Source organism: Marinibacterium profundimaris (genome assembly GCF_002210095.1).
GTDB lineage: Bacteria > Pseudomonadota > Alphaproteobacteria > Rhodobacterales > Rhodobacteraceae > Marinibacterium > Marinibacterium profundimaris.
This window is the reverse complement of sequence record NZ_AQQR01000003.1, coordinates 291602-312587: the sequence shown is the minus strand read 5'-3', so window position 1 is coordinate 312587 and position 20986 is coordinate 291602. Positions and strand designations below refer to the sequence as shown.

The 20986-nt window shown below is 68.7% G+C and carries 17 protein-coding genes; 16 read left to right on the top strand and 1 reads right to left on the bottom strand.

Annotation, left to right across the window (positions count from 1 at the left end):
• Window positions 1-7 precede the first annotated feature (7 nt).
• The 3 genes from ATO3_RS09635 (at window position 8) to ATO3_RS09625 (ending at window position 6363) form a co-directional block, all read left to right on the top strand.
• The gene (locus tag ATO3_RS09635; protein ID WP_088649903.1) at window positions 8-1405 is read left to right on the top strand and encodes an amidase family protein; all 1398 of its coding nucleotides are present in this window, start codon (window positions 8-10) and stop codon (window positions 1403-1405) included.
• 457 nt (window positions 1406-1862) lie between these two features.
• Complete coding sequence (locus ATO3_RS09630; protein ID WP_158217931.1) at window positions 1863-3212, top strand: efflux RND transporter periplasmic adaptor subunit; 1350 nt, start codon at window positions 1863-1865, stop codon at window positions 3210-3212.
• Window positions 3213-3216: 4 nt separating this feature from the next.
• Entirely contained in the window at window positions 3217-6363 is a 3147-nt protein-coding gene (locus ATO3_RS09625) for an efflux RND transporter permease subunit (protein WP_088649633.1), read from the top strand.
• A 97-nt stretch (window positions 6364-6460) separates the two neighbouring features.
• On the opposite strand, the gene ATO3_RS09620 is transcribed toward ATO3_RS09625, so the two are convergent.
• Complete coding sequence (locus ATO3_RS09620; protein WP_088649632.1) at window positions 6461-7309, bottom strand: shikimate dehydrogenase; 849 nt, start codon at window positions 7307-7309, stop codon at window positions 6461-6463.
• Window positions 7310-7698: 389 nt separating this feature from the next.
• Between ATO3_RS09620 and ATO3_RS09615 the strand changes: the two genes are divergently transcribed.
• The 13 genes from ATO3_RS09615 to ATO3_RS09560 all read left to right on the top strand — a co-directional run bounded on the left by ATO3_RS09615 (window position 7699) and on the right by ATO3_RS09560 (window position 20690).
• The gene (locus ATO3_RS09615) at window positions 7699-8469 is read left to right on the top strand and encodes a GntR family transcriptional regulator (RefSeq protein ID WP_088649631.1); all 771 of its coding nucleotides are present in this window, start codon (window positions 7699-7701) and stop codon (window positions 8467-8469) included.
• Window positions 8466-9959, top strand: coding sequence for an ABC transporter substrate-binding protein (locus ATO3_RS09610; RefSeq protein WP_088649630.1), 1494 nt, complete (start codon window positions 8466-8468; stop codon window positions 9957-9959). The genes ATO3_RS09615 and ATO3_RS09610 overlap by 4 nt, the downstream gene beginning before the upstream one ends.
• A complete protein-coding gene (locus tag ATO3_RS09605; protein WP_088649629.1) occupies window positions 9960-10886 on the top strand; it encodes an ABC transporter permease in 927 nt (308 codons plus the stop codon).
• Between the two features lie 5 nt (window positions 10887-10891).
• Window positions 10892-11728, top strand: coding sequence for an ABC transporter permease (locus ATO3_RS09600; protein WP_233152093.1), 837 nt, complete (start codon window positions 10892-10894; stop codon window positions 11726-11728).
• Window positions 11729-12487 (top strand): SDR family NAD(P)-dependent oxidoreductase, encoded by a 759-nt coding sequence (locus tag ATO3_RS09595; protein WP_088649627.1) that lies wholly within the window; start codon window positions 11729-11731, stop codon window positions 12485-12487.
• Window positions 12484-13359, top strand: a complete 876-nt coding sequence (locus ATO3_RS09590) for a polysaccharide deacetylase family protein (protein WP_088649626.1) — start codon at window positions 12484-12486, stop codon at window positions 13357-13359. The genes ATO3_RS09595 and ATO3_RS09590 overlap by 4 nt, the downstream gene beginning before the upstream one ends.
• On the top strand, window positions 13356-14930 hold the full coding sequence (locus ATO3_RS09585) for a gamma-glutamyltransferase (RefSeq protein ID WP_088649625.1): 1575 nt from the start codon (window positions 13356-13358) through the stop codon (window positions 14928-14930). Before ATO3_RS09590 ends, ATO3_RS09585 begins: the two co-directional genes overlap by 4 nt.
• Window positions 14927-15892, top strand: a complete 966-nt coding sequence (locus ATO3_RS09580) for an ABC transporter ATP-binding protein (protein ID WP_088649624.1) — start codon at window positions 14927-14929, stop codon at window positions 15890-15892. Before ATO3_RS09585 ends, ATO3_RS09580 begins: the two co-directional genes overlap by 4 nt.
• Window positions 15889-16863: an ABC transporter ATP-binding protein gene (locus ATO3_RS09575; protein WP_088649623.1), complete on the top strand. Its 975-nt coding sequence runs from the start codon at window positions 15889-15891 to the stop codon at window positions 16861-16863. Before ATO3_RS09580 ends, ATO3_RS09575 begins: the two co-directional genes overlap by 4 nt.
• 212 nt (window positions 16864-17075) lie before the next feature.
• Window positions 17076-17603 carry an NADPH-dependent FMN reductase gene (locus ATO3_RS09570; protein WP_088649622.1) on the top strand — a complete coding sequence of 176 codons (528 nt, stop codon included), beginning with the start codon at window positions 17076-17078 and terminating at the stop codon, window positions 17601-17603.
• 36 nt (window positions 17604-17639) lie between these two features.
• Complete coding sequence (locus tag ATO3_RS28795; RefSeq protein ID WP_158217930.1) at window positions 17640-17795, top strand: hypothetical protein; 156 nt, start codon at window positions 17640-17642, stop codon at window positions 17793-17795.
• Window positions 17796-17847: 52 nt separating this feature from the next.
• Window positions 17848-19449, top strand: a complete 1602-nt coding sequence (locus ATO3_RS09565; protein ID WP_198963235.1) for a serine hydrolase — start codon at window positions 17848-17850, stop codon at window positions 19447-19449.
• Between the two features lie 152 nt (window positions 19450-19601).
• On the top strand, window positions 19602-20690 hold the full coding sequence (locus ATO3_RS09560) for a site-2 protease family protein (RefSeq protein WP_088649620.1): 1089 nt from the start codon (window positions 19602-19604) through the stop codon (window positions 20688-20690).
• The last annotated feature ends 296 nt before the right edge of the window (window positions 20691-20986 follow it).

The window sequence follows — 20986 nt, the reverse complement described above, 5'->3', positions numbered from 1 at the left end:
GCACGCCATGGATATCTTCAAACTGTCAGCCTGCGAGATCGCCGGGAAGGTCAGCTCGGGCGTGCTGTCCGCGACCGAGGTGACCACGGCTCACCTGGCGCGGATCGAGGCGGTGAACCCGGCGGTGAATGCCGTGGTCCAGGATGTCAGCGCCGAGGCGCTGGCCGCCGCGGCCGAGATCGACCGCCGGATCGCCGCCGGAGAGGATTGCGGCCCGATGGCCGGCGTGCCGGTGACCATCAAGGTGAATGTCGACCAGACCGGCTTTGCCACCACCAACGGGCTGAAGCTCATGCAAAACGTGGTCGCGACCCAGGACAGCCCCGTGGTCGCCAACCTCAGGGCCGCGGGGGCGATCTTGGTCGGCCGCACCAACACCCCCGCCATGTCCCTGCGCTGGTTCACCAAGAATGACCTCCACGGCCAGACGCTCAATCCGCGCAACCGCGATATCACGCCCGGCGGCTCCTCCGGCGGCGCGGCGGCGTCGGTCGCCTCCGGCATGGTGCCTCTGGCGCATGGCACGGATATCGCCGGGTCGATCCGTTACCCGGCCTATGCCTGCGGGCTGCATGGCCTGCGCCCCACGGTCGGTCGGGTTCCGGCGTGGAATTCCTCCGGCCCCGACCGCTTCATCGGCGCCCAGCTGATGGCCGTCTCGGGCCCGATCGCGCGGACGATGGCCGATCTCGACCTTGGGTTCCGGGTCATGGCCCGGCCCGACATCCGCGATCCCTGGCACGTGCCCATGCCCTACGACAGCGGGGCGTTCGAGAAACGCGCCGCGCTGACGCTGGCGCCCGATGGCATGCCTGTGGCCGAACCGGTGCGCGAGGCCCTGATCGCCACGGCCCGCAGGCTGGAGGCCGAAGGCTGGGTGGTCGAGGAGGTCGACTGCCCGCCCATGCGCGCCGCGGCCGAGGTGAACGCGACGCTCTGGATGGCCGAGACCGGCTTTGCGGCGGCCAGCGTCCTGTCGGAAGAAGGGGAGGCGGATTCGCTCTTTGTCTTCGACCAGATGTCGAAGGATGCGGGCTCGGCCGACCTGCCGTCGGTGATGGAGGCCCTGCGCCGCCGGGTCGGGCTGATGCGCGAGTGGGACGCCTTTCTTGACCGATACCCGCTGCTGATCTGCCCGGTCTCCGGCGAACTGCCCTTCGACCAGCAATCCGACGTGGCCTCGCCCGAAAGCTTCGCGGGGGTCTACGAGGCGCAGCTGACACAGCGCGGATTGCCGGCGCTGGGGATGCCGGCGCTGAGCCTGGCCACCGGCGCGGCCGACAACCGCCCGCTGGGCGTGCAGCTTGTCGCGCGGCGCTGGCGCGAGGATCTGCTGCTCCGGGTCGGCGCGCTGCTGGAGGCCTCGGGCCATGTGCCTGACGTGTCCGATCCGTTCGGCATCTGACCGGGATCTTGGGTGCGGTGACCCGTGAAAGTGGCCCTATGCCGATGGCGGGGGGCAAGCGTCGCCTGGAATGATAGGGGACAAGCTGCAGCGTGTTGAAGGCACGGCAGGACCGGGCCGAACTCGACACGACGGCCGCAGTGTGTCCCAACTGATCCCCGTCCCGGTTCGGCAGGCCTGTCAGGGTCTTTCGTTTACGTGCCAATCGCTCCGGGCCGCGGCATCAAAACCATGCCGGAGAACACAATGCAGGCAGCGGGCCAATAACGTACATGTATTTTCAAGTGTTTATGTTAGGCCTCCGAAAGGAATGGATTCGCATTAAGCTTGGTTGGGCATGTTTGACAGCTGGAATGACCCTAAGTCGGAGCGGCCTTTTGGCGCCGCGGCCACAGTGACGGAAACCCCTTGGTCGCGGCTGCCGGGCCGGCGCCGATACGGCCTGAGGGCGGCGGGCATGGGGCTGGGCGCACTGCTTCTGGCCGGTGCGCCGGCCCTGGCGCAGGATCAGCAGGCCGCGCAGGCGCCTCGGGTCGGCACCGTCGCGGTTGAAAGCCGCGATGTGGCTCAGACCGCGCAGTTCACCGGCCGCGTCCGGGCCGTGGACCGGGTCGACGTCCTGCCGCGCGTCTCGGGTTTCCTGCTGTCGATCGGCTTCGACGAGGGCAGCGCAGTCACCGAAGGCCAGACCCTGTTTGAAATCCAGCCTGACGCCTACCAAGCCGCGATCACCCAGATCCAGGGCCAGATCAAGGCCGCAGAGGCCGCCAAAAAGCTGGCCGACATCCAGGTCGACCGTCAGCAGCAGCTGGTCACCGACAATGTCGCGGCCGAGAACGTGCTGCAGGAAGCCCAAGCCAAGCAGGGCCAGGCCCAGGGTGAGCTTGAGCAGCTGCAGGGCGAACTGCAGAATGCTCAGCTGAACCTCTCCTATACCACCATGGCCGCCCCCTTCGACGGACGCGTCGGGCTGACAGAAATGTCCGTGGGCACCTATGTGTCCGAGGCGACCGGCGCCATGGTGACCGTCAGCAGCATCGATCCGATCTACGTGGATTTCCCCGTGGCCGAGGCGCGGCTTCTGAATTTCCTGGGGCACGGAGAGGCGGATGCGGGCGACGCCGCGGGGCAGGGCGCATCGGGGTCCGGATCCGCGTCGGGTGACACCAGCTCCGGTACCGCTGCGACCGGCGACGACAGCGCAGCGACGGACGCTGCGGCGTCCTCCGACAGCGGTTCGGATACGACGGCGGGCGGTACGGCAGACGGGGCGGCGGCCGCATCCGCGGCGGCCGATGCATCGATGGCGGCACCGGTCAGCACCGCCCCCCTGGCGGTGTCGATCACGCTGGCCAACGGACGCGGCTACGGGCAGGACGGCACGGTCAAGGTCGTCGATACCCAGGTCCAGCCGGGCACCGACACGATCCTCGTGCGGGCGAGCTTTCCAAACCCGGACGGCGTGCTGCGCGATGGCCAGCTGGTGCAGGTCACGCTGACCCAGGACACCGGCGCGGATTCGCTCGTGATCCCCGCCTCGGCGCTGCAGCGCGATCAGGGCGGGTACTTCGTGCTTCTGGTCGGTGACAAGGACGTGGTCGAGAAACGATCAATCAGCGTCGGCCGCATGGCCGGCACCGAGGTCGTCGTGGCCGACGGGCTGAAGGTGGGCGAACAGGTGATCACGGAAGGCGTTCAGCGCGCGCGGCCCGGGCAGCCCGTCACGCCGCAGGCGGCCGGCGCGCAGCCCACGACACCGCAAGGCACCACCACATCCGGCGGGTCCACCGCGGCACCGTCGGAGTAAAGCGATGATTTCGAAGGTCTTCATTCACCGGCCAAGGATGGCGCTGGTCATCTCCATCGTCATCACCCTGGCCGGGGTCATCTCGCTTCTGCAGCTGCCCGTCGCGCAGTTCCCCGACATCGTTCCGCCGCAGGTGCAGGTCACCGCCAATTACCCCGGCGCGGGCGCCGACGTGGTCGAGGCCACGGTCGCCCAGCCGATCGAGGCGCAGGTCGTCGGCGTGTCCGACATGCTCTACATGAGCTCGACCAGCGGCTCGAACGGCAGCTACACGCTGAACGTGACCTTCGCGCCCGGCACCGATCCGGACATCAATACGGTCAACCTGCAGAACCGGGTCGCGCTGGCGGAATCCTCGCTGCCCGATCAGGTCACGCGGATCGGCGTCAGCACCAAGAAGAAATCCTCGGCGCTGCTGCAGGTGATCAACATCAGCTCGTCCGATCCGACGCAGGACGATCTCTACCTGTCGAACTTCGCCACGATCAACGTCATGGACCGGGTCAAGCGGGTCGACGGGGTGGGCGATGCCATCCTCTTCGGCGCGCAGGATTATTCCATGCGGGCCTGGCTGAACATCGACGCGATGACCAACCTGAACCTGACGCCGGACGACGTCATCAACGCGATCAACGCCCAGAACACCCAGGCCGCCATCGGCCGGATCGGCGCGCAGCCGATGACCTCGGACCCGGTGTTCCAGCTGAACATCCAGACCCAGGGCCGGCTGTCGACGGTCGAGGAGTTCGAACAGATCATCGTCCGGGCCGAGGCAGACGGCTCTTACGTGCGGCTGGGTGACATCGCCCGGGTCGAGCTGGGGGCGAAATCGCTCGACAGCGAGGCGAAGTTCAACGGACAGCCCACGGCGATGATCGGCGTCTATCTCGCGCCCGGCGCCAATGCGCTCAGCACGTCCGAGCAGATCCACGACACCCTGACCCAGGCCCAGCAGGCGTTTCCCGACGATATCACCTGGTCAGTGCCCTACAATTCGGTCAGCTTCGTGCGCGCCAGTATCGAGGAGGTGCTGAAGACCCTGGGCGAGGCCTTCATCCTCGTCGTCATCGTGGTCTTCCTGTTTCTCGGCAGCCTGCGGATGACGATCATCCCGCTGATCGCCGTGCCGGTCTCGCTGGTGGGCGCGATGTCGTTCCTGCTGATCCTGGGCTTTTCGCTCAACACGATTTCGCTGCTGGCGCTGGTGCTGGCGATCGGGATCGTGGTCGACGACGCCATCGTGGTGATCGAGAACGTCGAAAAGGTGATGTCGGACCGGCCCGAGCTGACCGTGCCCGAGGCGACCGAGGTGGCGATGGAGCAGATCACCGCCCCGATCCTGGCGATCACGCTGGTGCTGCTGTCGGTCTTCGTGCCGGTGGCCTTCATTCCCGGCATCAGCGGCACGATCTTCCAGCAATTCGCCGTGGCGGTGTCCTTTTCGATGCTGATCTCGGCGCTCAACGCCCTGACGCTTAGCCCGGCACTGTGTTCGCTGCTGCTGAAGCGTCATTCCGGCCCGCCCAAGGGACCGCTGGCCTGGCTCTCGAAACAGATCGACCGCGCGGGACTGGGCTATGCCTCGGTCGCGGGGGTGCTGGCGCGGCGCGCGGTGCTGTCGCTGGTGTTCCTCGCCGTGGCGATCGGCGGCGCGGCCTTCCTGTTCAAGACGACGCCCTCGGGCTTCCTGCCGACCGAGGACCAGGGCGCCTTTTTCGTCGAGATGGCGTTGCCCGACGGGGCCTCGATCAACCGCACGCGCGAGACGATGGCCCAGGTCTACGACACGCTGAAGGACGGCCCCGGCGTGGAGAGCATCGAGACGGTGAGCGGCTACAGCTTCGTCGACGGCCTTGCCAAGTCGAACAGCGGGTTTGCCATCGTCATCATGAAGCCCTTCGACGAGCGCACCGCGCCGGACGAGACGGTGGATGCCGCCATCGCCCGCGCGCGCGGCCAGCTGGCGCAGCTGACCACGGCGATCGGGGTGCCCTTCAACCTGCCGCCGATCATCGGGCTGGGCACCGGGGCGGGCTTTCAGTACGAGCTGCTGTCGCTGCAGGGCGCCGACCCGACCGAGCTGGGCGCAACGGCGCGGGGGCTGGTGACGGCCACCCATTCGGACGACAGGCTGGCGGGGGTTTACACGACCTACTCGGCGAACTCGCCGGTGCTGAACCTCGATCTCGACCGCGACCGGCTGCAGACGCTGGGCGTCGACGTGAACACCCTGTTTCGGACGATGCAGGCCACGCTGGGTGGCTATTACGTCAACGACATGAACCTCTTCGGTCGCACCTGGCAGGTCAATGTCGAGGCCGAGGAACGCTATCGCCAGAGCGTGTCGGACATCGGGCGCATCCATGTGCGCAACGACCAGGGAGAGATGGTGCCGCTGGATTCGGTGGCGCGGGTCAGCCTGGAGGCCGGGCCGCAGGCGCTGACGCGCTACAACAACTATCGCAGCGTGACGATCAACGGCGGGCCGGCGCCCGGCGTGTCCTCGGGCACCGCGCTGGAGGCGATGGAAGAGATCTCGGCCACGTCCCTGCCGGCGGGCTACGATTTCGAATGGACGGGCACCGCCCAGCAGGAGATCGACGCCGCCGGCAAGACGCCCATCGTGCTGGGGCTGGCGGTGCTGTTTGCCTACCTGTTCCTGGTGGCGCTCTATGAAAGCTGGACGATCCCGGTTGGCGTGCTGCTGTCGGTGTCCTTCGCCAGTTGCGGGGCGCTGATCGCGCTGCGGCTGTCGGGGCTGGCCAACAACGTCTATGCGCAGATCGGGCTGGTGGTGCTGATCGCGCTGGCGGCGAAGAACGCGATCCTGATCGTGGAATTCGCCATGGACCGGCGCAACCAGGGCGAAAGCATCGTCGACGCCGCCGTGGATGGCGCGCGGGCCCGGTTCCGGGCGGTGATGATGACCAGCTTCGCCTTCATCGCCGGTCTTTTCCCGCTGGTGGTCGCCGAGGGGGCCTCGATGCTGGCGCGGCGCGGGGTCGGCGTGCCGGTCTTCGGCGGCATGATCGCGGCGGCGGTGGTGGGAATCTTCATCATCCCCGCGCTTTACGTGCTGGCGCAGCGGTTCCGCGAGAAGGTGCACGGATCGCCGGACGAGCCGGGCGCCGGACCCGGACAGACCGGCTGAGCCGGACCACGCACAGAAACACGCGACAGGGCCTGCCTCCGCATCCGGGGGCAGGCCCTTTGCTTTTGTCCCGGCCGGTTCCGCCGCGTCCGGCCGCTCAGCCCGGTCCTCCCAGCCGCTGGAACGTGGCCCGCATCCGCTCGGCATCGGCCGGCCGGCCGGTGAACAGTCTGAACGCATGCACCGCCTGGAAGACCGCCATGCCTTCGCCGCCGGTCGTGCGGCAGCCAATGGCCCGGGCTGCGCGCAAAAAGGCGGTTTCCAGCGGGAAATAGATGATGTCGGCGACCCAGTGGCGGGGCTCGAGCAGGGCGGGGTCGATGGGGCATCCGGGCAACTTGGCCATGCCGACGGGCGTGGCATTGATGATCCCGCTCGCGGCGGCCGCGGCCTGCGCGATGTCTTCGGTCGCCTCGGCGACGGGGCCCACATGGGCGGCAAGGGCTTGCGCGGCCTCGGGCCGGGTATCCGCGATGCGGATCCGTCCGGCGCCCACGTCGGCCAGCGCATGGGCCAGCGCCGCGCCCGCGCCGCCTGCGCCGATCAGCAGCACATCTTCCATCGGCGCGCCGGGCAGGCCGGTGCGCAGGCTGTCGGCGAAGCCGGAGAAATCGGTGTTGTGCCCCAGTCGCCGTCCGTCGCGGAAAACCACCGTGTTCACCGCGCCCACCCGGCGCGCCGCATCGGACAGCTGGTGCAGATGCGCGATCACGGCCTGCTTGTAGGGAAAGGTGACGTTGAGCCCGGCAAAGCCCTGGGCCTCGGCCCGGTCGAGGATGTCCGGCAGGGCGTCCGCGCTCCATCCCCCGATGCCCGCGTCGGTATCGAACAGCTCATAGCGGCAGGACAGGCCCTGCGCCGCGGCTTCGGCCTCGTGCATGGCGGGTGTACGCGACAGCTGGATGCCCTGTCCGACAAGACCCAGACGGTAAGATCCCGACCGCATCCCCTGCGGTCCCGAAGACCGAGCCGTCTCCATCGCTTTCCCCTCTTCCGCGCGGCCCCCCGCGATGTCACCGATCCAGAATGTTCGGGCGGGTACGACGCGTCAAGGCAAGAGGAGCAGACCGCCTGAGAGGGCGGGATTTCCGGACATCGGCAAGGTTGGAGGACGGCGTCTGTCGCGGGGCAGGGCGCCTTTTTTCGTCCTCGGCGCGGGGCCCTCGTCCGCCCTGACAGGCGGCCTCGGTGAGGCGGGCCGGTGGCGAGCCCAGTCGCTATGCAGGGCATGGGGTGGATCTGCGGATTTCAGTCTCGTCTCTTGGAAATGTCAGAAAGACTCCATTGACATGTTCACGCCGTCTTCGCCACAATCCAGGCGAAAGGTGTCTGCCGATGTATGATCCCAGCTCTCCCCTCCTGCGCTCCAGCGCCGCCGCGTCGGGTGTGCCGCAGCCCGATGCCAAGGCGCGCTTCGCCGAAGACCGGTTGCTGGATGCCGTGGTCTGGTGCGAGATCGAGCCTGGCGAGACCATCACCGAGGCCGACGTGATGGAGCGGTTCGGGCTCAGCCGGGCCGCCGCGCGGGCGGCGCTGACACGGCTGGGCTATGACGGCTGGGCGCAGCCGATCGCCCGGCTGGGCTGGCAGGTCGCCCCCGTGACCGGTTCGCTGATCGGAGAGATCCTGACCGCCCGGCGCATCGTCGAGCCGGCGCTGGCCCAGGCCCGCCTGAGCCCGGCGCAGATCGACGAGGTCCGCCGCATCGGGGCCATGCTGCGGGCCGTCTCGCAGCAGCCGGCGCATGGCGCGGTCGTCACCTTCCGGATCTACGTGGACGAGATCGACGGCACGCTGCTGGGCGGGATCGACCGTTTCACCGCGCGCCACCTGCGCAAGCTTTGGCACCATTCCGCGCGCATGACGCGCCACCTGGAAAATGCCGATGCGGGCCACATATTCCGGCGCGACGAGGTCTTTGACCTGGTCCGCGCGGTGACCGAGCAGGATCGCGACGGCATCGTCGCCGCCCGCCATGCGCTGATCGACGCGCAGGAACGGTTCCTGATGCGCCAGCTGCTGACCAACGACACGCCGATCGCCCCCGGCAGCGGGGCCCTCCGGCGCACCACCGACAATGCTGCCACCAACGGGAGACCATCATGACCATCCTGACCAAGGGCCTGCTGTCGGGCGTCGCCCTGGCGGTGCTTGCACTGCCCGCCTTCGCCCGCGACCTGACCATCGACCTGACCGGCGAGCCGTCCTCGCTCGATCCGCACATGCAGTGGAACCCGGACAGCTACTACGTCTATCGCAACATCTTCGACAACCTCGTCACCCGCGACAACGACGGCCAGATCGTCCCGCAGATTGCGACCGAGTGGGACTATGCCTCGGACACCGAGCTGGTGCTGACGATCCGCGACGACGTCACCTTCCATGACGGCGAGCCGCTGACTCCCGAGGATGTGGTCTATTCGGTGCAGCGGATCACCGATCCCGAATTCGGCTCGCCCCAGCTGGGCCAGTTCAACCAGATCGCCGGCGCCGAGGTGATGGAGGGCAACAAGGTCAAGCTGACCACCAAAAGCCGCTATCCCGCGCTGCTGGCGCAGCTTGTGAAGCTGTCGATCGTGCCGCAGCATGTGGTGGAAGAGGTGGGCAAGGATGCCTTCAACACCGCGCCTGTGGGCTCCGGTCCTTATGTCTTCGGCGACTGGGATCGCGGCGTGTCGGTCACGCTGACGAAGAACGAGGATTACTGGGGCGACATGGGGCCCTTCAATAATGCGATCTTCCGCGCCGTGCCGGATGCGGCCACGCGGATTGCCGACCTTCAGGCCGGGGCCGCTGATCTGGTCGTGGGCCTTGACAGCGATGGCGCCATGCAGCTGGCCGGCAACCCCGAGGTCAAGGCGCTCTCCGCCCCGACCGAGCGTGTCGCCTACCTGGGCATGAACCTCGACAAGCCGCCGTTCAGCGACCCGGACCTGCGGCGCGCGGCCTCCCTGGCCATCGATGCACAAGGCATCGCCGAAGGGCTGCTGGGCGCCGGTGAAGTGCCGGTCGCGCAATTGTCGAGCCCGGCGCATTTCGGCTATGCCGAGGGCATCGCGCCTTTCGAATACGACCCTGAGGAAGCGGCCGAGATCGTCTCGACCAAGGCGGATCTGGCCGCGACGCCCGCCACCTTCGCCACCGCGCCGGTCTTCGACCAGCGGGTCGTGCAGGCGCTGCAGCAGATGCTGAACGACGTGGGTTTCAACGTCTCGATCTCGATGACCGACATGCCCACCTACCTGGCCGCCGCCCGGGCCGAGGATCGGGCCGAACGGCCCGACCTGAACTTTGGCCGCTGGTCCTGCGCCTGTCAGGATGCCGACGGCATCGCCTATCCGCTGCTCTATTCCACCAGTTCCTGGAGCCGAGTGAACATGCCCGAGCTTGACGCGCTGCTGGACGAAGCGAGGACCTCGCTGGATCCGGAGGTGCGTCAGAAAGCCTATGAGCAGGTCCACCAGATCGTGCGCGACGACTACCTGCTGCGCCCGATCTACCAGGCCGCGGCGCTGTATGGGGCGGTCGATGCGCTCGAGTTCACGCCGACGGCGAACGAAAGCCTGTTCCTCAACCGCATGAGCTGGTCCGAGTAAATGCTGCGCTTCCTCCTGCAACGGGGCGGCCAGGCGCTGGTGGCGGTGTTCGGTGTCGTGACGCTGGTCTTCTTCATCCAGCGTCTGACCGGCGATCCCGTGCTGCTGCTGGTGCCCGAAACCGCCACGCAGGAGGATATCGAGGCCATGCGGCGTACGCTTGGCCTCGATCGCGCCCTCTGGGTGCAATATGTTGATTTCCTTGGTGACATGCTGCGGCTCGACCTCGGCCGCAGCTATGTCCAGAACGCGCCGGTCTGGGACATCCTGCTCAGCCGCATCCCCAAGACGCTGCAACTGGCCGGCGGGGCGCTGAGCGTCGCGCTGCTGATCGGGCTGCCTTTGGGGCTGACCATGGCGCTGACCCGGGGCCGCGCGGTGTCGCGCTGGATCATGGGCGTGGTGCTGGCGTTTCAGTCGCTGCCGACCTTCTGGAGCGGGATCATGATGATCCTCGTCTTCGGCGTCTGGCTGCGCTGGCTGCCGCCTTCGGGCACCGGGTCTTTCGCCCATCTCATCATGCCCTCCATCGCGCTTGGCCTGCTGTCGCTGGCGACCTATGCCCGGATCACCCGCAGCGCGGTGATCGACGAGCTGGGCAAGGATTACGTCCGCTCGGCCCGTGCGCGGGGCGTTGGTACACGCCGGCTGGTGCGCAAGCACCTGATGCGCAATTCGCTGATCCCCGTGATCTCGATCACCGCGCTGGAGCTGTCTCAGCTGCTGGCCGGTGCCGTGATTGTCGAGACGGTCTTTGCCTGGCCCGGTCTTGGCCTGCTGACGGTGCAAAGCATCCAGGCCCGCGATTTCATGGTGGTGCAGGCGGTCGTCCTGCTGGGCGCCTTCGTCACCATCGCCGCGAACCTCGCGGCCGATATCCTTTATACCGTGGTCGATCCGCGCGTCCGCCTGACGGTCAAGGCATGAGAGCCGTGGCCGCATCTCCCTCGCGCCTGGGTAATGCGCTCAGCTGGTGGCCCGCCGTGCTGCTGGGCGCGCTGGTTCTGATCGCGATCTTCGCGCCCTGGCTGGCGCCGATGGATCCCGACCGGCAGAACCTGCTGGCCCGCCTCAAGGCGCCCGGGTTCGAGGCACGCGGCGCGACCTATGTCCTGGGCTCCGACGAGCTGGGCCGCGATGTGCTGAGCCGCGTGATCTATGGCACGCGCATCTCGATTTCGGTTGCGGTGCTGTCGGTTCTGCTGTCGGGCGTTGTCGGCACCGCCGTCGGCATGGCCGCCGCCTATCTGCGCGGCTGGGTCGAGACGGTGCTGATGCGGCTGGTCGACATCTTCCTGTCGATCCCGGCGATCCTGCTGGCGATCATCACCGTCGCCGTGCTGGGCCCCGGCTTCATCAACATCATCCTCGTGCTGGCGCTGACCCGCTGGCCGCGTTACGCCCGCGTCGCTTATGGCCAGACGCTGTCGATCGCCGACCGGCCCTTTGTGACGCTGGCCCGCGCCATGGGCGCCACGACGCCGCGCGTGCTGGCGCTGCATATCCTGCCCAATATCGTGGGGCCGCTGCTGGTGGTCGCCACGCTGGAATTCGGCCTCATGGTCCTTTTCGAGGCGGGGCTAAGCTTCCTTGGCCTTGGCGTTCAGCCGCCCACGGCAAGCTGGGGCGCGATGCTGTCGACGGGGCGCAATTACATCGCCACGGCCTGGTGGATCGCCACCTTCCCGGGGCTCGCACTCTTTCTCCTGGTGCTGTCGGCCAACATGATCGGCGACCGGCTGGGGGATCTGATCGGAAAGGGACGTTGAATGAACTTCGGGGATGAATTCGCCGGCAAGCGCGTGGTTGTCACGGGTGCCGCCGGCATCATGGGCCGTGCGCTGGTCGACACCTACGCGCAGGCGGGGGCCGAGGTCTGCTCGGCCGATATGTCGGACGAGGGGCTGAGCGGGTTCGCCGTTGCCGCCGACCTGACGACGGACGAGGGCCTGAAGACCCTGTTGGACGCGGTAAAAGACCGCTGGGGCGCGCCGGACATCGTGGTGAACAACGCCGCGATCTACCCCTCGGCCTTCCTGCTGGACATGAGCATGGACGACTGGGACCGGATCATGGACCTCAACGTGCGCGCACCCGTGGCGCTGATGCGGGGCTTTGCACTGATGATGATCGAGGCGAAGATCCCCGGCTGCTTCGTCAACATCTCCTCGGGTGCGGCCCGCAAGATGCGGCGGACGGCGGTGACCTATTCGGCGTCCAAGACCGCGCTCGACCGGTTCACCAAGGGCTTCGCGCTGGAGCTGGCGGAATTCGGCATCCGGGTGAATTGCCTTGAACCCGGCTTCGCCGCCGGCAGCGCCGTCTCGGCGCTGAGCCAGGAGCATATCCAACGGGTCACGAACAACATCCCGCTGCGCCGCCAGACCGAGGCCGAGGATATCGGCAACGCCGCGCTCTACCTGTCGTCGCAGGCGGCGCGCAATGTCACCGGCACGTCGCTGGCGGTGGATGGGGGCAATTCCGCCGGCACGATGGATGTCTTCCAGGACAAGAAGTCCCCGCTATGATCTGGGATTCGCCCACATATCACTGGCCGCATGGCTACAAGGCCGCCGCCTGTTTCAGCGTCGATGTCGATGCGCTGTCGCCCTACCTGTGGCAGATGCGCGAGGGGGTGCCGGGCACACTGGCCATCACCGAGCACCGCCAATACGGCATGCGCACCGGTTTCCGCCGCATGGTCTCCATGCTCGACCGGCTCGGCATCCGGGGCAGTTTCTTCGTCCCCGGCGTGGTGGCCGAGGACAACCCCGAGCTGCTGCAGGGCCTTCTGGAACGCGGCCACGAGATCGGGCTGCACGGGTATTTCCACGAACTGGCCGGCGATGTGTCGGACGCGCAGTTCACCGAGGCGCTGGAAGCGTCACTGGCGCTCTTCAAGGCGCAAACCGGGCGGGCGCCCGCCGGCTTCCGTTCGCCCGCGTGGGAGATGACGCCGCACATGCTGGCCGAGCTCAAGCGGCTGGGCCTCTGGGACAGCTCGCTTATGGGTCACGATCTGCCCTACCGGATCGACGGGGTGACCGAGCTGCCGGTGCGCTGGGACATCGACGACGCGATCTTCTTCAAGTTTCTCGGCGGCGCCGACCGCGCGCCGCGCTCGCAGCTGGAGATCGGCCAGAACTGGGCGGACGAGGCGCGGGCCCAGATCCGCGACGGCGGGCTGTTCATGATGACGGTGCATGACTGGCTGTCCGGCCGGGCCGCGCGGGTCGACATGCTGGAGGACCTCTGGCAGCCGCTGGTCGACAACCCGGATGTCTGGATCGCCACCTGCGGAGAGATCGCCCGCCACCACGAGAGCCAGGCCGGATACGAGACGACGACCGGCCCGATCACGCCGGTGAACGACCGGGTCAAGACGAAGGAACAGCCATGACACAGGCTCCCACCCAAGCTCCGAAACAGGCGCGCCAGACCTGGGCCGTGACCAAGCCGCAGGTGACATCCTCGGGCGGGATCGTCGTGGCCCAGCACCACGAGGCCGCCCGCGCGGGCGCCGAGGTGCTGGCGCGTGGCGGCACCGCGATGGATGCGGCCGTGGTGACCGCCTGCATGCTGTCGGTGGTGGAGCCGTGGCTGTCGGGCTTTGGCGGCGGGGGCTACCTGCTGCATGGCGCGGCGGATGGCACGGTGGAGACGCTGGATTTCAACGTGGTCGCGGGCTCGGCCGTGGATCCGGTCGATTATCCGCTGGTGGGCGACCGCGACGGCGACTGGTTCGACTGGCCGGCGGTGGAAGGCAACCGCAACCTGATCGGCCCGTCCTCGATCTGTGTGCCCGGCGCGGTGGCCGGCCTGTCCGAGGCGCTGGCGCGGCACGGCACGCTGTCGTGGGAAGAGGCGCTGCAACCGGCCATCTTGGCGGCAGAGCGGGGGATGCGGGTGGATTGGTTCGCCGATCTGGCCTTTGCCATCGACACGCCGGGGCTGCGGGGCGATGCGGCGGCCTCCGCGCTGTTCCTCGATCGCGATGCGCGGCGCTGCGAGGCGGGCGATCCCTCGGCCAGCTACCTGCCGATGCCGGTGAAGGCCAGGATGTTGCGCCGGCTGGCCAAGGCGGGGCCGCGCGATTTCTACGAAGGCGGGATCGCGGCGGATCTGGCCGGGGATCTCGCCGCCATGGGCGCGCCGGTGACGGCGGCCGACCTTGCCGCCTGCGCGCCGGTCTGGAACGCCCCCACGACGATGACCTACCGCGACCGGGTCGTGCACACGATGGGCGATCTCTCGGGCGGGCCAAGCCTGCTGCGGGCGCTGGGGATGCTGCCCGACGACGTTGCCAGGCTGGACGAGGCGCAGCGGGCGGCGGCCTATGCGGACGTGATCCGCGACACCTACGAGGACCGTCTGAAGACCATGGGCCATGCGGCGGCGGGGGGCGATTGCACCAGCCACCTGTCGGTGGTGGATCGGCACGGCAACATGGTGGCGCTGACCAATACGCTGCTGTCGCGCTTTGGCTCCAAGGTCGTGGCGCCCTCGCTGGGCTGCCTGTTGAACAACGGCATGATGTGGTTCGATCCGCGCCCGGGCCAGCCGAATTCCATCGCGCCCTCGGCCCGGCCACTGGCCAACATGGCGCCGATCATCACCACCCGCGACGGCGCGCCGGAACATGCGCTTGGCGCCGCCGGCGGGCGGCAGATCTTTCCGACGGTGCTGCAGATCCTGTCCTATCTCGTTGATCTCCGGATGACACCCGAGGCCGCGCTGCACGCGCCCCGGATCGATGCCAGCACGCCGACGATCTTCGTCAACCGCGCCGCCACGCCCGACACGGCGACGGCGATCTCGGCCCGCCACCCGGTGCAGATCACCGAAGACGCGGTCTGGCCCGTGCAATTCGCGATCCCCTCGCTGGCTGTTTCGGGCCGGGGCAGGGGGCCGAACACCGGCGCCGCCCATCCCGTCAGCCCCTGGGCCGGGGCGGTGGCGGAGCCTGCATGAGCCTGCTCGAGATCTCAGATCTGGCGATTCAGGCCGGGCCGCTGTCGCTTGTCGATGGCGTGACGCTGGACATCCGCCCCGGCGAGGTCGTGGCGCTGGTCGGAGAAAGCGGCTCGGGCAAGTCGCTGACCGCGCTGTCGGCCATGGGTCTGCTGGGCGAGGGGCTGGGGGTGACGGGCGGGCAGATCCTGTTCGACGGCACCGACCTGCTGGATATGGCGCCGGATGCGCTGCGCCGCCTGCGCGGTCAGGATCTGGCGATGATCTTCCAGGAACCGGTCTCGTCGCTGAACCCGCTGGTGCCGGTGGGCGAACAGGTGGCCGAAAGCCTTGTCGTCCATGGCAAGGCCGCCCCGGCCGAGGCCCGCCGGCAGGCGGTTGAGATGCTGCGCCGCGTCGGCATCCCCGAACCCGAGCGCCGCGCGCGCCAGCTGCCGGCGGAGCTTTCGGGCGGCATGTGCCAGCGCGTGATGATCGCCGCCGCGCTGATCTCGCGGCCGCGCCTGCTGATCGCGGACGAGCCGACCACGGCGCTTGATGTGACGATCCAGGCGCAGATCCTGGCGCTGATGGCCGAGCTTGCGGCAGAGGCGGGGACCTCCGTGCTGCTGATCACCCATGACATGGGCGTGGTGGCGGAACTGGCCGACCGGGTCTGCGTGATGTACGGCGGCCGCGTGGTGGAACAGGGCGCGGTCGGGGATCTCTTCGCTACACCGCGCCATCCCTACACGGCGATGCTGCTGCGCACGATCCCGCGGCTGGACGACGCGCCGGGGCAGGAACTCTTCGCGATCCGCGGCAGCGTGCCCAGCCCGCGCGACTGGCCCGAGGGCTGCCGGTTCCGCACCCGCTGCCCGCGCGCCACCGACGCCTGCACGGCGCGGCCCGTGCTGGAGGGCGGGGCGCACAAGGTCGCCTGTTTCCACCCCGTCAAGGGCGCATGGGAGGCGCAGGCATGAGCGCGCTGCTGGAGATCCGCGACCTCAAGGTGCATTTCCCCGTGCGCACCGGGCGCTTCGGCGGCGGTAAGGGGCTGGTGCGGGCGGTGGACGGCGTGTCGCTGGACATCGGCGCGCATGAGACGCTGGCCGTGGTGGGCGAATCCGGCTGCGGCAAGTCCACGACCGGCAACGCGATCCTCGGCCTCGCGCCGGTGACCGAAGGCCAGATCCGCTTTGGCGGGCGCGACCTGGGCAACCTCACGGCAGAGGGGCGCAAGGCGGTGTGGCGCGACATGCAGGTGGTCTTCCAGGACCCGGTCTCGGCCCTGAACCCGCGGCGTACGGTGGCGCAATCCATCGCCGAGCCGATGGTGATCCAGGGCTGGTCGCGCAAACGCATCGCCGCGCGCGTGGACGAGCTGATGGAGCAGGTGGGCCTGAACCCCGATCAGCGCGACAGGCGGCCGGTGGCCCTGTCGGGGGGACAGCGGCAGCGGGTGGTGATCGCCCGGGCGCTGGCCCTGAACCCGAAGCTGGTGATCTGCGACGAGCCGGTCAGCGCGCTTGACGTGTCGATCCAGAGCCAGATCCTGAACCTGCTGATGCGGCTGCAGCGCGAGGCGAAGCTGAGCTATCTCTTCATCTCGCACGACCTGTCGGTGGTGCGCCATATCGCGGACCGGGTGGCGGTGATGTACCTTGGTGTCATCGTCGAGGAAGGACCGGCGGCCGAGGTCTTTGCCAGCCCCGTGCATCCCTATACCGAGGCGCTGCTGTCGGCGATCCCGCTGCCCGATCCCAGGGGCCGGGCGGAGCGCCGGCGCATCCTGCTGGAGGGCGACCTGCCCAGCCCGCTGAACCCGCCCGAGGGCTGCCCCTTTGTCACGCGCTGCCCGCTGGCCGAGGCGCGCTGCCACGAGGCGCGGCCGCCACTGGAAGACCACGGGGCGGGCCGCCGGGTGCGGTGCGTGGTGCGGCGGCCCGGCTAGGCCGCCGCCGGTTCAGGACTGCTCTGCCCGGACGATGGCCGCACCGTCGGCCATGGCCTTCATCTTGCCGAAGGCCGCGTCGCGCGGCGGAGCCGGTCGGCGACGATCTCCGGCGTTTGCACGGTCTTTGCCATCTTGGCGATACCGGGCATGATCACCCGATACCCCGGATCGCCACGTGGCTGGCACATCTCTGAACGGAAGACGCTTCAATGCCCGAACTCCTCTTCATCATCGGAAGCCTGCGCGAGGCCTCTGCCTCGCGCGCCACCGCCCGTGCGATCGCTGCGCGGCTGGACGGCAAGGCGACCTGCACCATGGCCGACATCGGCCAGCTGCCGCATTACGACGCGGATATCTCGGACAATGCCGCGGTCGACGCGTTCGTCGCGCAGGTGGGGGCGGCCGACGGGGTGGTCTTTCTTGCGCCCGAATACAATTACTCGATCCCCGGCGTGCTGAAGAACGCGATCGACTGGGCCTCGCGCCCGGCCTTCGAGTCGGTGTTCAGGCACAAGCCTTGTTTTGTCATCTCGATCTCCGGCGGGGCGCTGGGGGGCGTGCGGGCGCAGGCGCATCTGAAATACATCCTCAACGGCATGCTGGCCCTGGTCCACCCCGGGCGCGAGATCGTCGTGACCCGGGCCAGTGCAAAGGTCCGCGACGGGATGCTGGAGGACGAGACCATTCTCGGCTTCATCGACGACGAAATCGCGGGGTTCCTCGGCTCGCTCGGCTGAGCTGCCCTTTGGCGGCAACGGAAAGGAGGATCATCCATGCGCCTTGTCCCATTCGAACGTCCCGGCAGGGCGGGCTCGTTCGGCATCGTGGACGGCGACGACATCCTCGTCCGCCTCGGGATCCTGCCCAAGACCCCGCGCGGCGCAAGGGCGCGGGCCGGAGCGCTTGATGCCGGTCTTACCCCACGTTAGCCTGCCAGGCGGGGCGGTGGCCAAGGCCGCGAAAAGACGAAGGATTCCCGATTTGCACAGACACTGGACCACGGCCGGCGCCGCGCTGGCTCTTTCCGTCGCGCTGGTCACACAGGCAGGCGCGCAGGCGACGCTTCCGGCGCTTGCGCTGCCCGACCCGATGACCCCGCCCTCCGACACGATGCTGGTGCCGGTTCCGGCCGACAGGATCGAGGCCGCCATCGCCACGCTGGACGACCTGGGCGCCGAGATGCTGGAGCGCACCGGTATTCCCGGCCTTGCCATCGCCGTGGTTCACGAGGGTGAGACGGTCTACCTGCGCGGCTTCGGCCAGCGCTCGGTCGACGGGTCCGAACCGGTGGATGCGGATACGGTCTTCCTGCTGGCTTCGCTGTCGAAATCCGTGGGATCGACGGTCGTGGCGCACCAGGTTGGCGCGGGCGTCGTGGCCTGGGACACGCCCGTGCGCGACCACCTGCCGTGGTTCGGGCTGGACGCCGAATGGGTCAGCGATCACGTCACCATCGGTGATCTCTATGCGCACCGGTCCGGCTTGCCGGACCACGCGGGCGATGACCTCGAAGACATCGGCTATGGTCGCCGGGCGATCCTGGAGCGGCTCGGGATGCTGCCGCAGGCGCCGTTCCGCGCCCATTACGCCTATACCAACTTCGGCCTGACCGCGGCGGCCGAGGCGGTGGCGCAGGCCAGTGGCACGACCTGGGCCGACCTCTCGGAGGAGGCGATCTTTGCCCCGCTGGGCATGAGCGTCACCAGCGCGCGCCACGCCGATTATCTGGCGCGCGAGAACCGCGCGGCGCCCCATGTGCGCGACGGCGACGGATTTGCCGTGTCGTATCAGCGGGACCCCGATGCCCAGAGCCCCGCCGGTGGCGTCAGCTCAAGCGCGCGCGATATGGGGCGCTGGCTGGCGATGGTGCTGGGCATGGGGCAGGCGGGCGAGACGCAGCTGATCCCCGGGCCGGCGCTGCAACCGGCCATCTCTCCTCAGACGATCACCGGCCTTCCGGCGACGCCCGCCTCGCGCGTCGGCACCTACGGTTACGGCTTCGGGGTCGGCGTGCGGCCCAGCGGACGGGTGGAGCTGAGCCATTCCGGCGCCTTCGCGCTGGGGGCGGCGACGAATTACGTGATGATCCCGGATCTCGACCTTGGGATCGTGGTGCTGACCAACGCGCTGCCCATCGGCGCCGCCGAGGCGATCACCGCCAGCTTCATGGACCGCGCCGAGCTGGGCATGGACACGCGCGACTGGCTGGCCGGCTACGGGCCACGCATGGCGCCGCTGAGCGCGCCCTTCGGCGAACTGGTAGGGGCCGAGCCGCCCGCCGATCCCACCCCGCAACGAGAGGCCGAGGCCTATGCCGGCACCTATGCCAATGCCTATTTCGGCCCGGCCGAGGTGGTCGCGGACGAAGACCGGCTGGAGCTTCTGCTGGGCCCCGATCTGCGCGCGCTGCCGCTGACCCACTGGGACGGCGACACCTTCGTTGCCTACCCGGTGACCGAGAACCAGCCGGCCGGCTCGGTCTCGCGGGTCGATTTCGTGATCGACGACGCCTCCGGGGCGGCCAGCGTGACGGTGGAGCATCTGAACGAGATGGGCATGGGCACCTTCGACCGCGCCGAGTGATCCCGCAGCGCCGGCCGGCCCCGGGGCGGGCCGGCCGGCAGGGGCCAAGGCAGGGGCGGCCACCGCGGGGCGACATCGTGGCAATTTCCCCGCGCCCGCCGATCGGGTAGATCTGGGGCGGGGCGGCACGGGACTCGGAGGGAGACAGGGGCATGAGCTGGTCTTTCAGCATCGGGCATCTCTTCGGATCGGATGTCCGCATTCACGTCACCTTCCTGATCCTGCTCGCCTGGGTGGGCCTTGCGGCCTACGACAGCGGCGGGGCCCCGGCGGCGGCCTGGCAGCTGGCCTTCATCCTGACGCTCTTCGCCTGCGTGCTGGCCCATGAATTCGGCCATGCGCTGATGGCCCGCCGTTTCGGCATTGCCACGCCCTCGGTCACGCTGCTGCCCTTCGGCGGCCTCGCCCGGCTTGACCGGATGCCCGAACGGCCGGCCGACGAGATCGCCGTGGCCCTGGCCGGTCCCGCGGTCAACATCGTCATCTGGGCGGTGCTCAGCCTGGTCTTCGGGGCGCGGGCCGACATGTCCTTCCTTTCGGACCCCTCCGCCACCGTGGACCTGCCCGGTTTCCTCGGCGCCATCGCGGTCATCAACCTGACGCTGGCGCTGTTCAACATGGTGCCGGCCTTCCCGATGGACGGGGGCCGGGTGCTGCGCGCGGTCCTGACCATGAAGATGGGCCGTGCCCGGGGCACCGAGATGGCCGCGATGATCGGCCGCGTGCTGGCGATCGGCCTCGGGCTGCTGGGCATCTACGCCGGCAACCCGATCCTGATCCTGATCGCGGGGTTCGTCTTTCTCGCCGCCTCGTCCGAAAGCGCCGACGTGGCCATGCGCACCGTCGCGGGACGCTACACCGCGCGGGACGCGATGATCACCGAGTACCATGCGCTCCACCCCGACGACACGCTTGCGGCCGCGACCCAGGCGGTGCTGCGGACCACCCAGCACGAATTCCCCGTGACCGATCCGCAGGGCCGCGCGGTGGGGTTCGTCTCTCGCCAGGCGATCTTCAGGGCGCTGTCCGGCGAGGACCGCGACCAGCGCGCTGGCGACCTGATGCAGACCGGGCTCGCGCAGATCTCTGCCGCCACGCCGCTGGCCAAGGTGATGGAGCGGATGGCCGCCGCCCCGAACGATCCGGTCCTGGTGACCGGGCCGGGCGGCAAGCTGCTGGGCTATATCACGCAGGAGAACCTGGGTGAACTGATGGTCATCGCCCACGCGCACCAGGGCTAGAGGATCGAGGCAGCGCCCGCTTGGGCACAGGGTTTCAGGCGGCGGTTGTTTCGGGGATGGCCCATGCCCGAGACTTCCCCTCCGAGCTGCGGTTCACCTACGGTCCCCAGTCGCTCCGGAACTACCACCGTGATGGCCGTGCGGTCCATGTCCTTCGCAAAAGGGCGGGCCTGTGCCAGTCCGCCGTGAGCACCAGGATCCTGCCGCGACCATGACACGGATCAATGTGCGCAGGAGCACGTTCCGGTAGACTCGCCTGACGGATCGGGAGGATCCGACGCAGGCGGGCACGGACC

Bases quoted from the DNA above. Each gene is read 5' to 3' on its own strand.
- ATO3_RS09635 (WP_088649903.1), top strand. From the start codon at position 8: ATGGATATCTTCAAACTGTCAGCCTGCGAGATCGCCGGGAAGGTCAGC.
- ATO3_RS09630 (WP_158217931.1), top strand. From the start codon at position 1,863: ATGGGGCTGGGCGCACTGCTTCTGGCCGGTGCGCCGGCCCTGGCGCAG.
- ATO3_RS09625 (WP_088649633.1), top strand. From the start codon at position 3,217: ATGATTTCGAAGGTCTTCATTCACCGGCCAAGGATGGCGCTGGTCATC.
- ATO3_RS09620 (WP_088649632.1), bottom strand. From the start codon at position 7,309: ATGCGGTCGGGATCTTACCGTCTGGGTCTTGTCGGACAGGGCATCCAG.
- ATO3_RS09615 (WP_088649631.1), top strand. From the start codon at position 7,699: ATGTATGATCCCAGCTCTCCCCTCCTGCGCTCCAGCGCCGCCGCGTCG.
- ATO3_RS09610 (WP_088649630.1), top strand. From the start codon at position 8,466: ATGACCATCCTGACCAAGGGCCTGCTGTCGGGCGTCGCCCTGGCGGTG.
- ATO3_RS09605 (WP_088649629.1), top strand. From the start codon at position 9,960: ATGCTGCGCTTCCTCCTGCAACGGGGCGGCCAGGCGCTGGTGGCGGTG.
- ATO3_RS09595 (WP_088649627.1), top strand. From the start codon at position 11,729: ATGAACTTCGGGGATGAATTCGCCGGCAAGCGCGTGGTTGTCACGGGT.
- ATO3_RS09590 (WP_088649626.1), top strand. From the start codon at position 12,484: ATGATCTGGGATTCGCCCACATATCACTGGCCGCATGGCTACAAGGCC.
- ATO3_RS09585 (WP_088649625.1), top strand. From the start codon at position 13,356: ATGACACAGGCTCCCACCCAAGCTCCGAAACAGGCGCGCCAGACCTGG.
- ATO3_RS09580 (WP_088649624.1), top strand. From the start codon at position 14,927: ATGAGCCTGCTCGAGATCTCAGATCTGGCGATTCAGGCCGGGCCGCTG.
- ATO3_RS09575 (WP_088649623.1), top strand. From the start codon at position 15,889: ATGAGCGCGCTGCTGGAGATCCGCGACCTCAAGGTGCATTTCCCCGTG.
- ATO3_RS09570 (WP_088649622.1), top strand. From the start codon at position 17,076: ATGCCCGAACTCCTCTTCATCATCGGAAGCCTGCGCGAGGCCTCTGCC.
- ATO3_RS28795 (WP_158217930.1), top strand. From the start codon at position 17,640: ATGCGCCTTGTCCCATTCGAACGTCCCGGCAGGGCGGGCTCGTTCGGC.
- ATO3_RS09560 (WP_088649620.1), top strand. From the start codon at position 19,602: ATGAGCTGGTCTTTCAGCATCGGGCATCTCTTCGGATCGGATGTCCGC.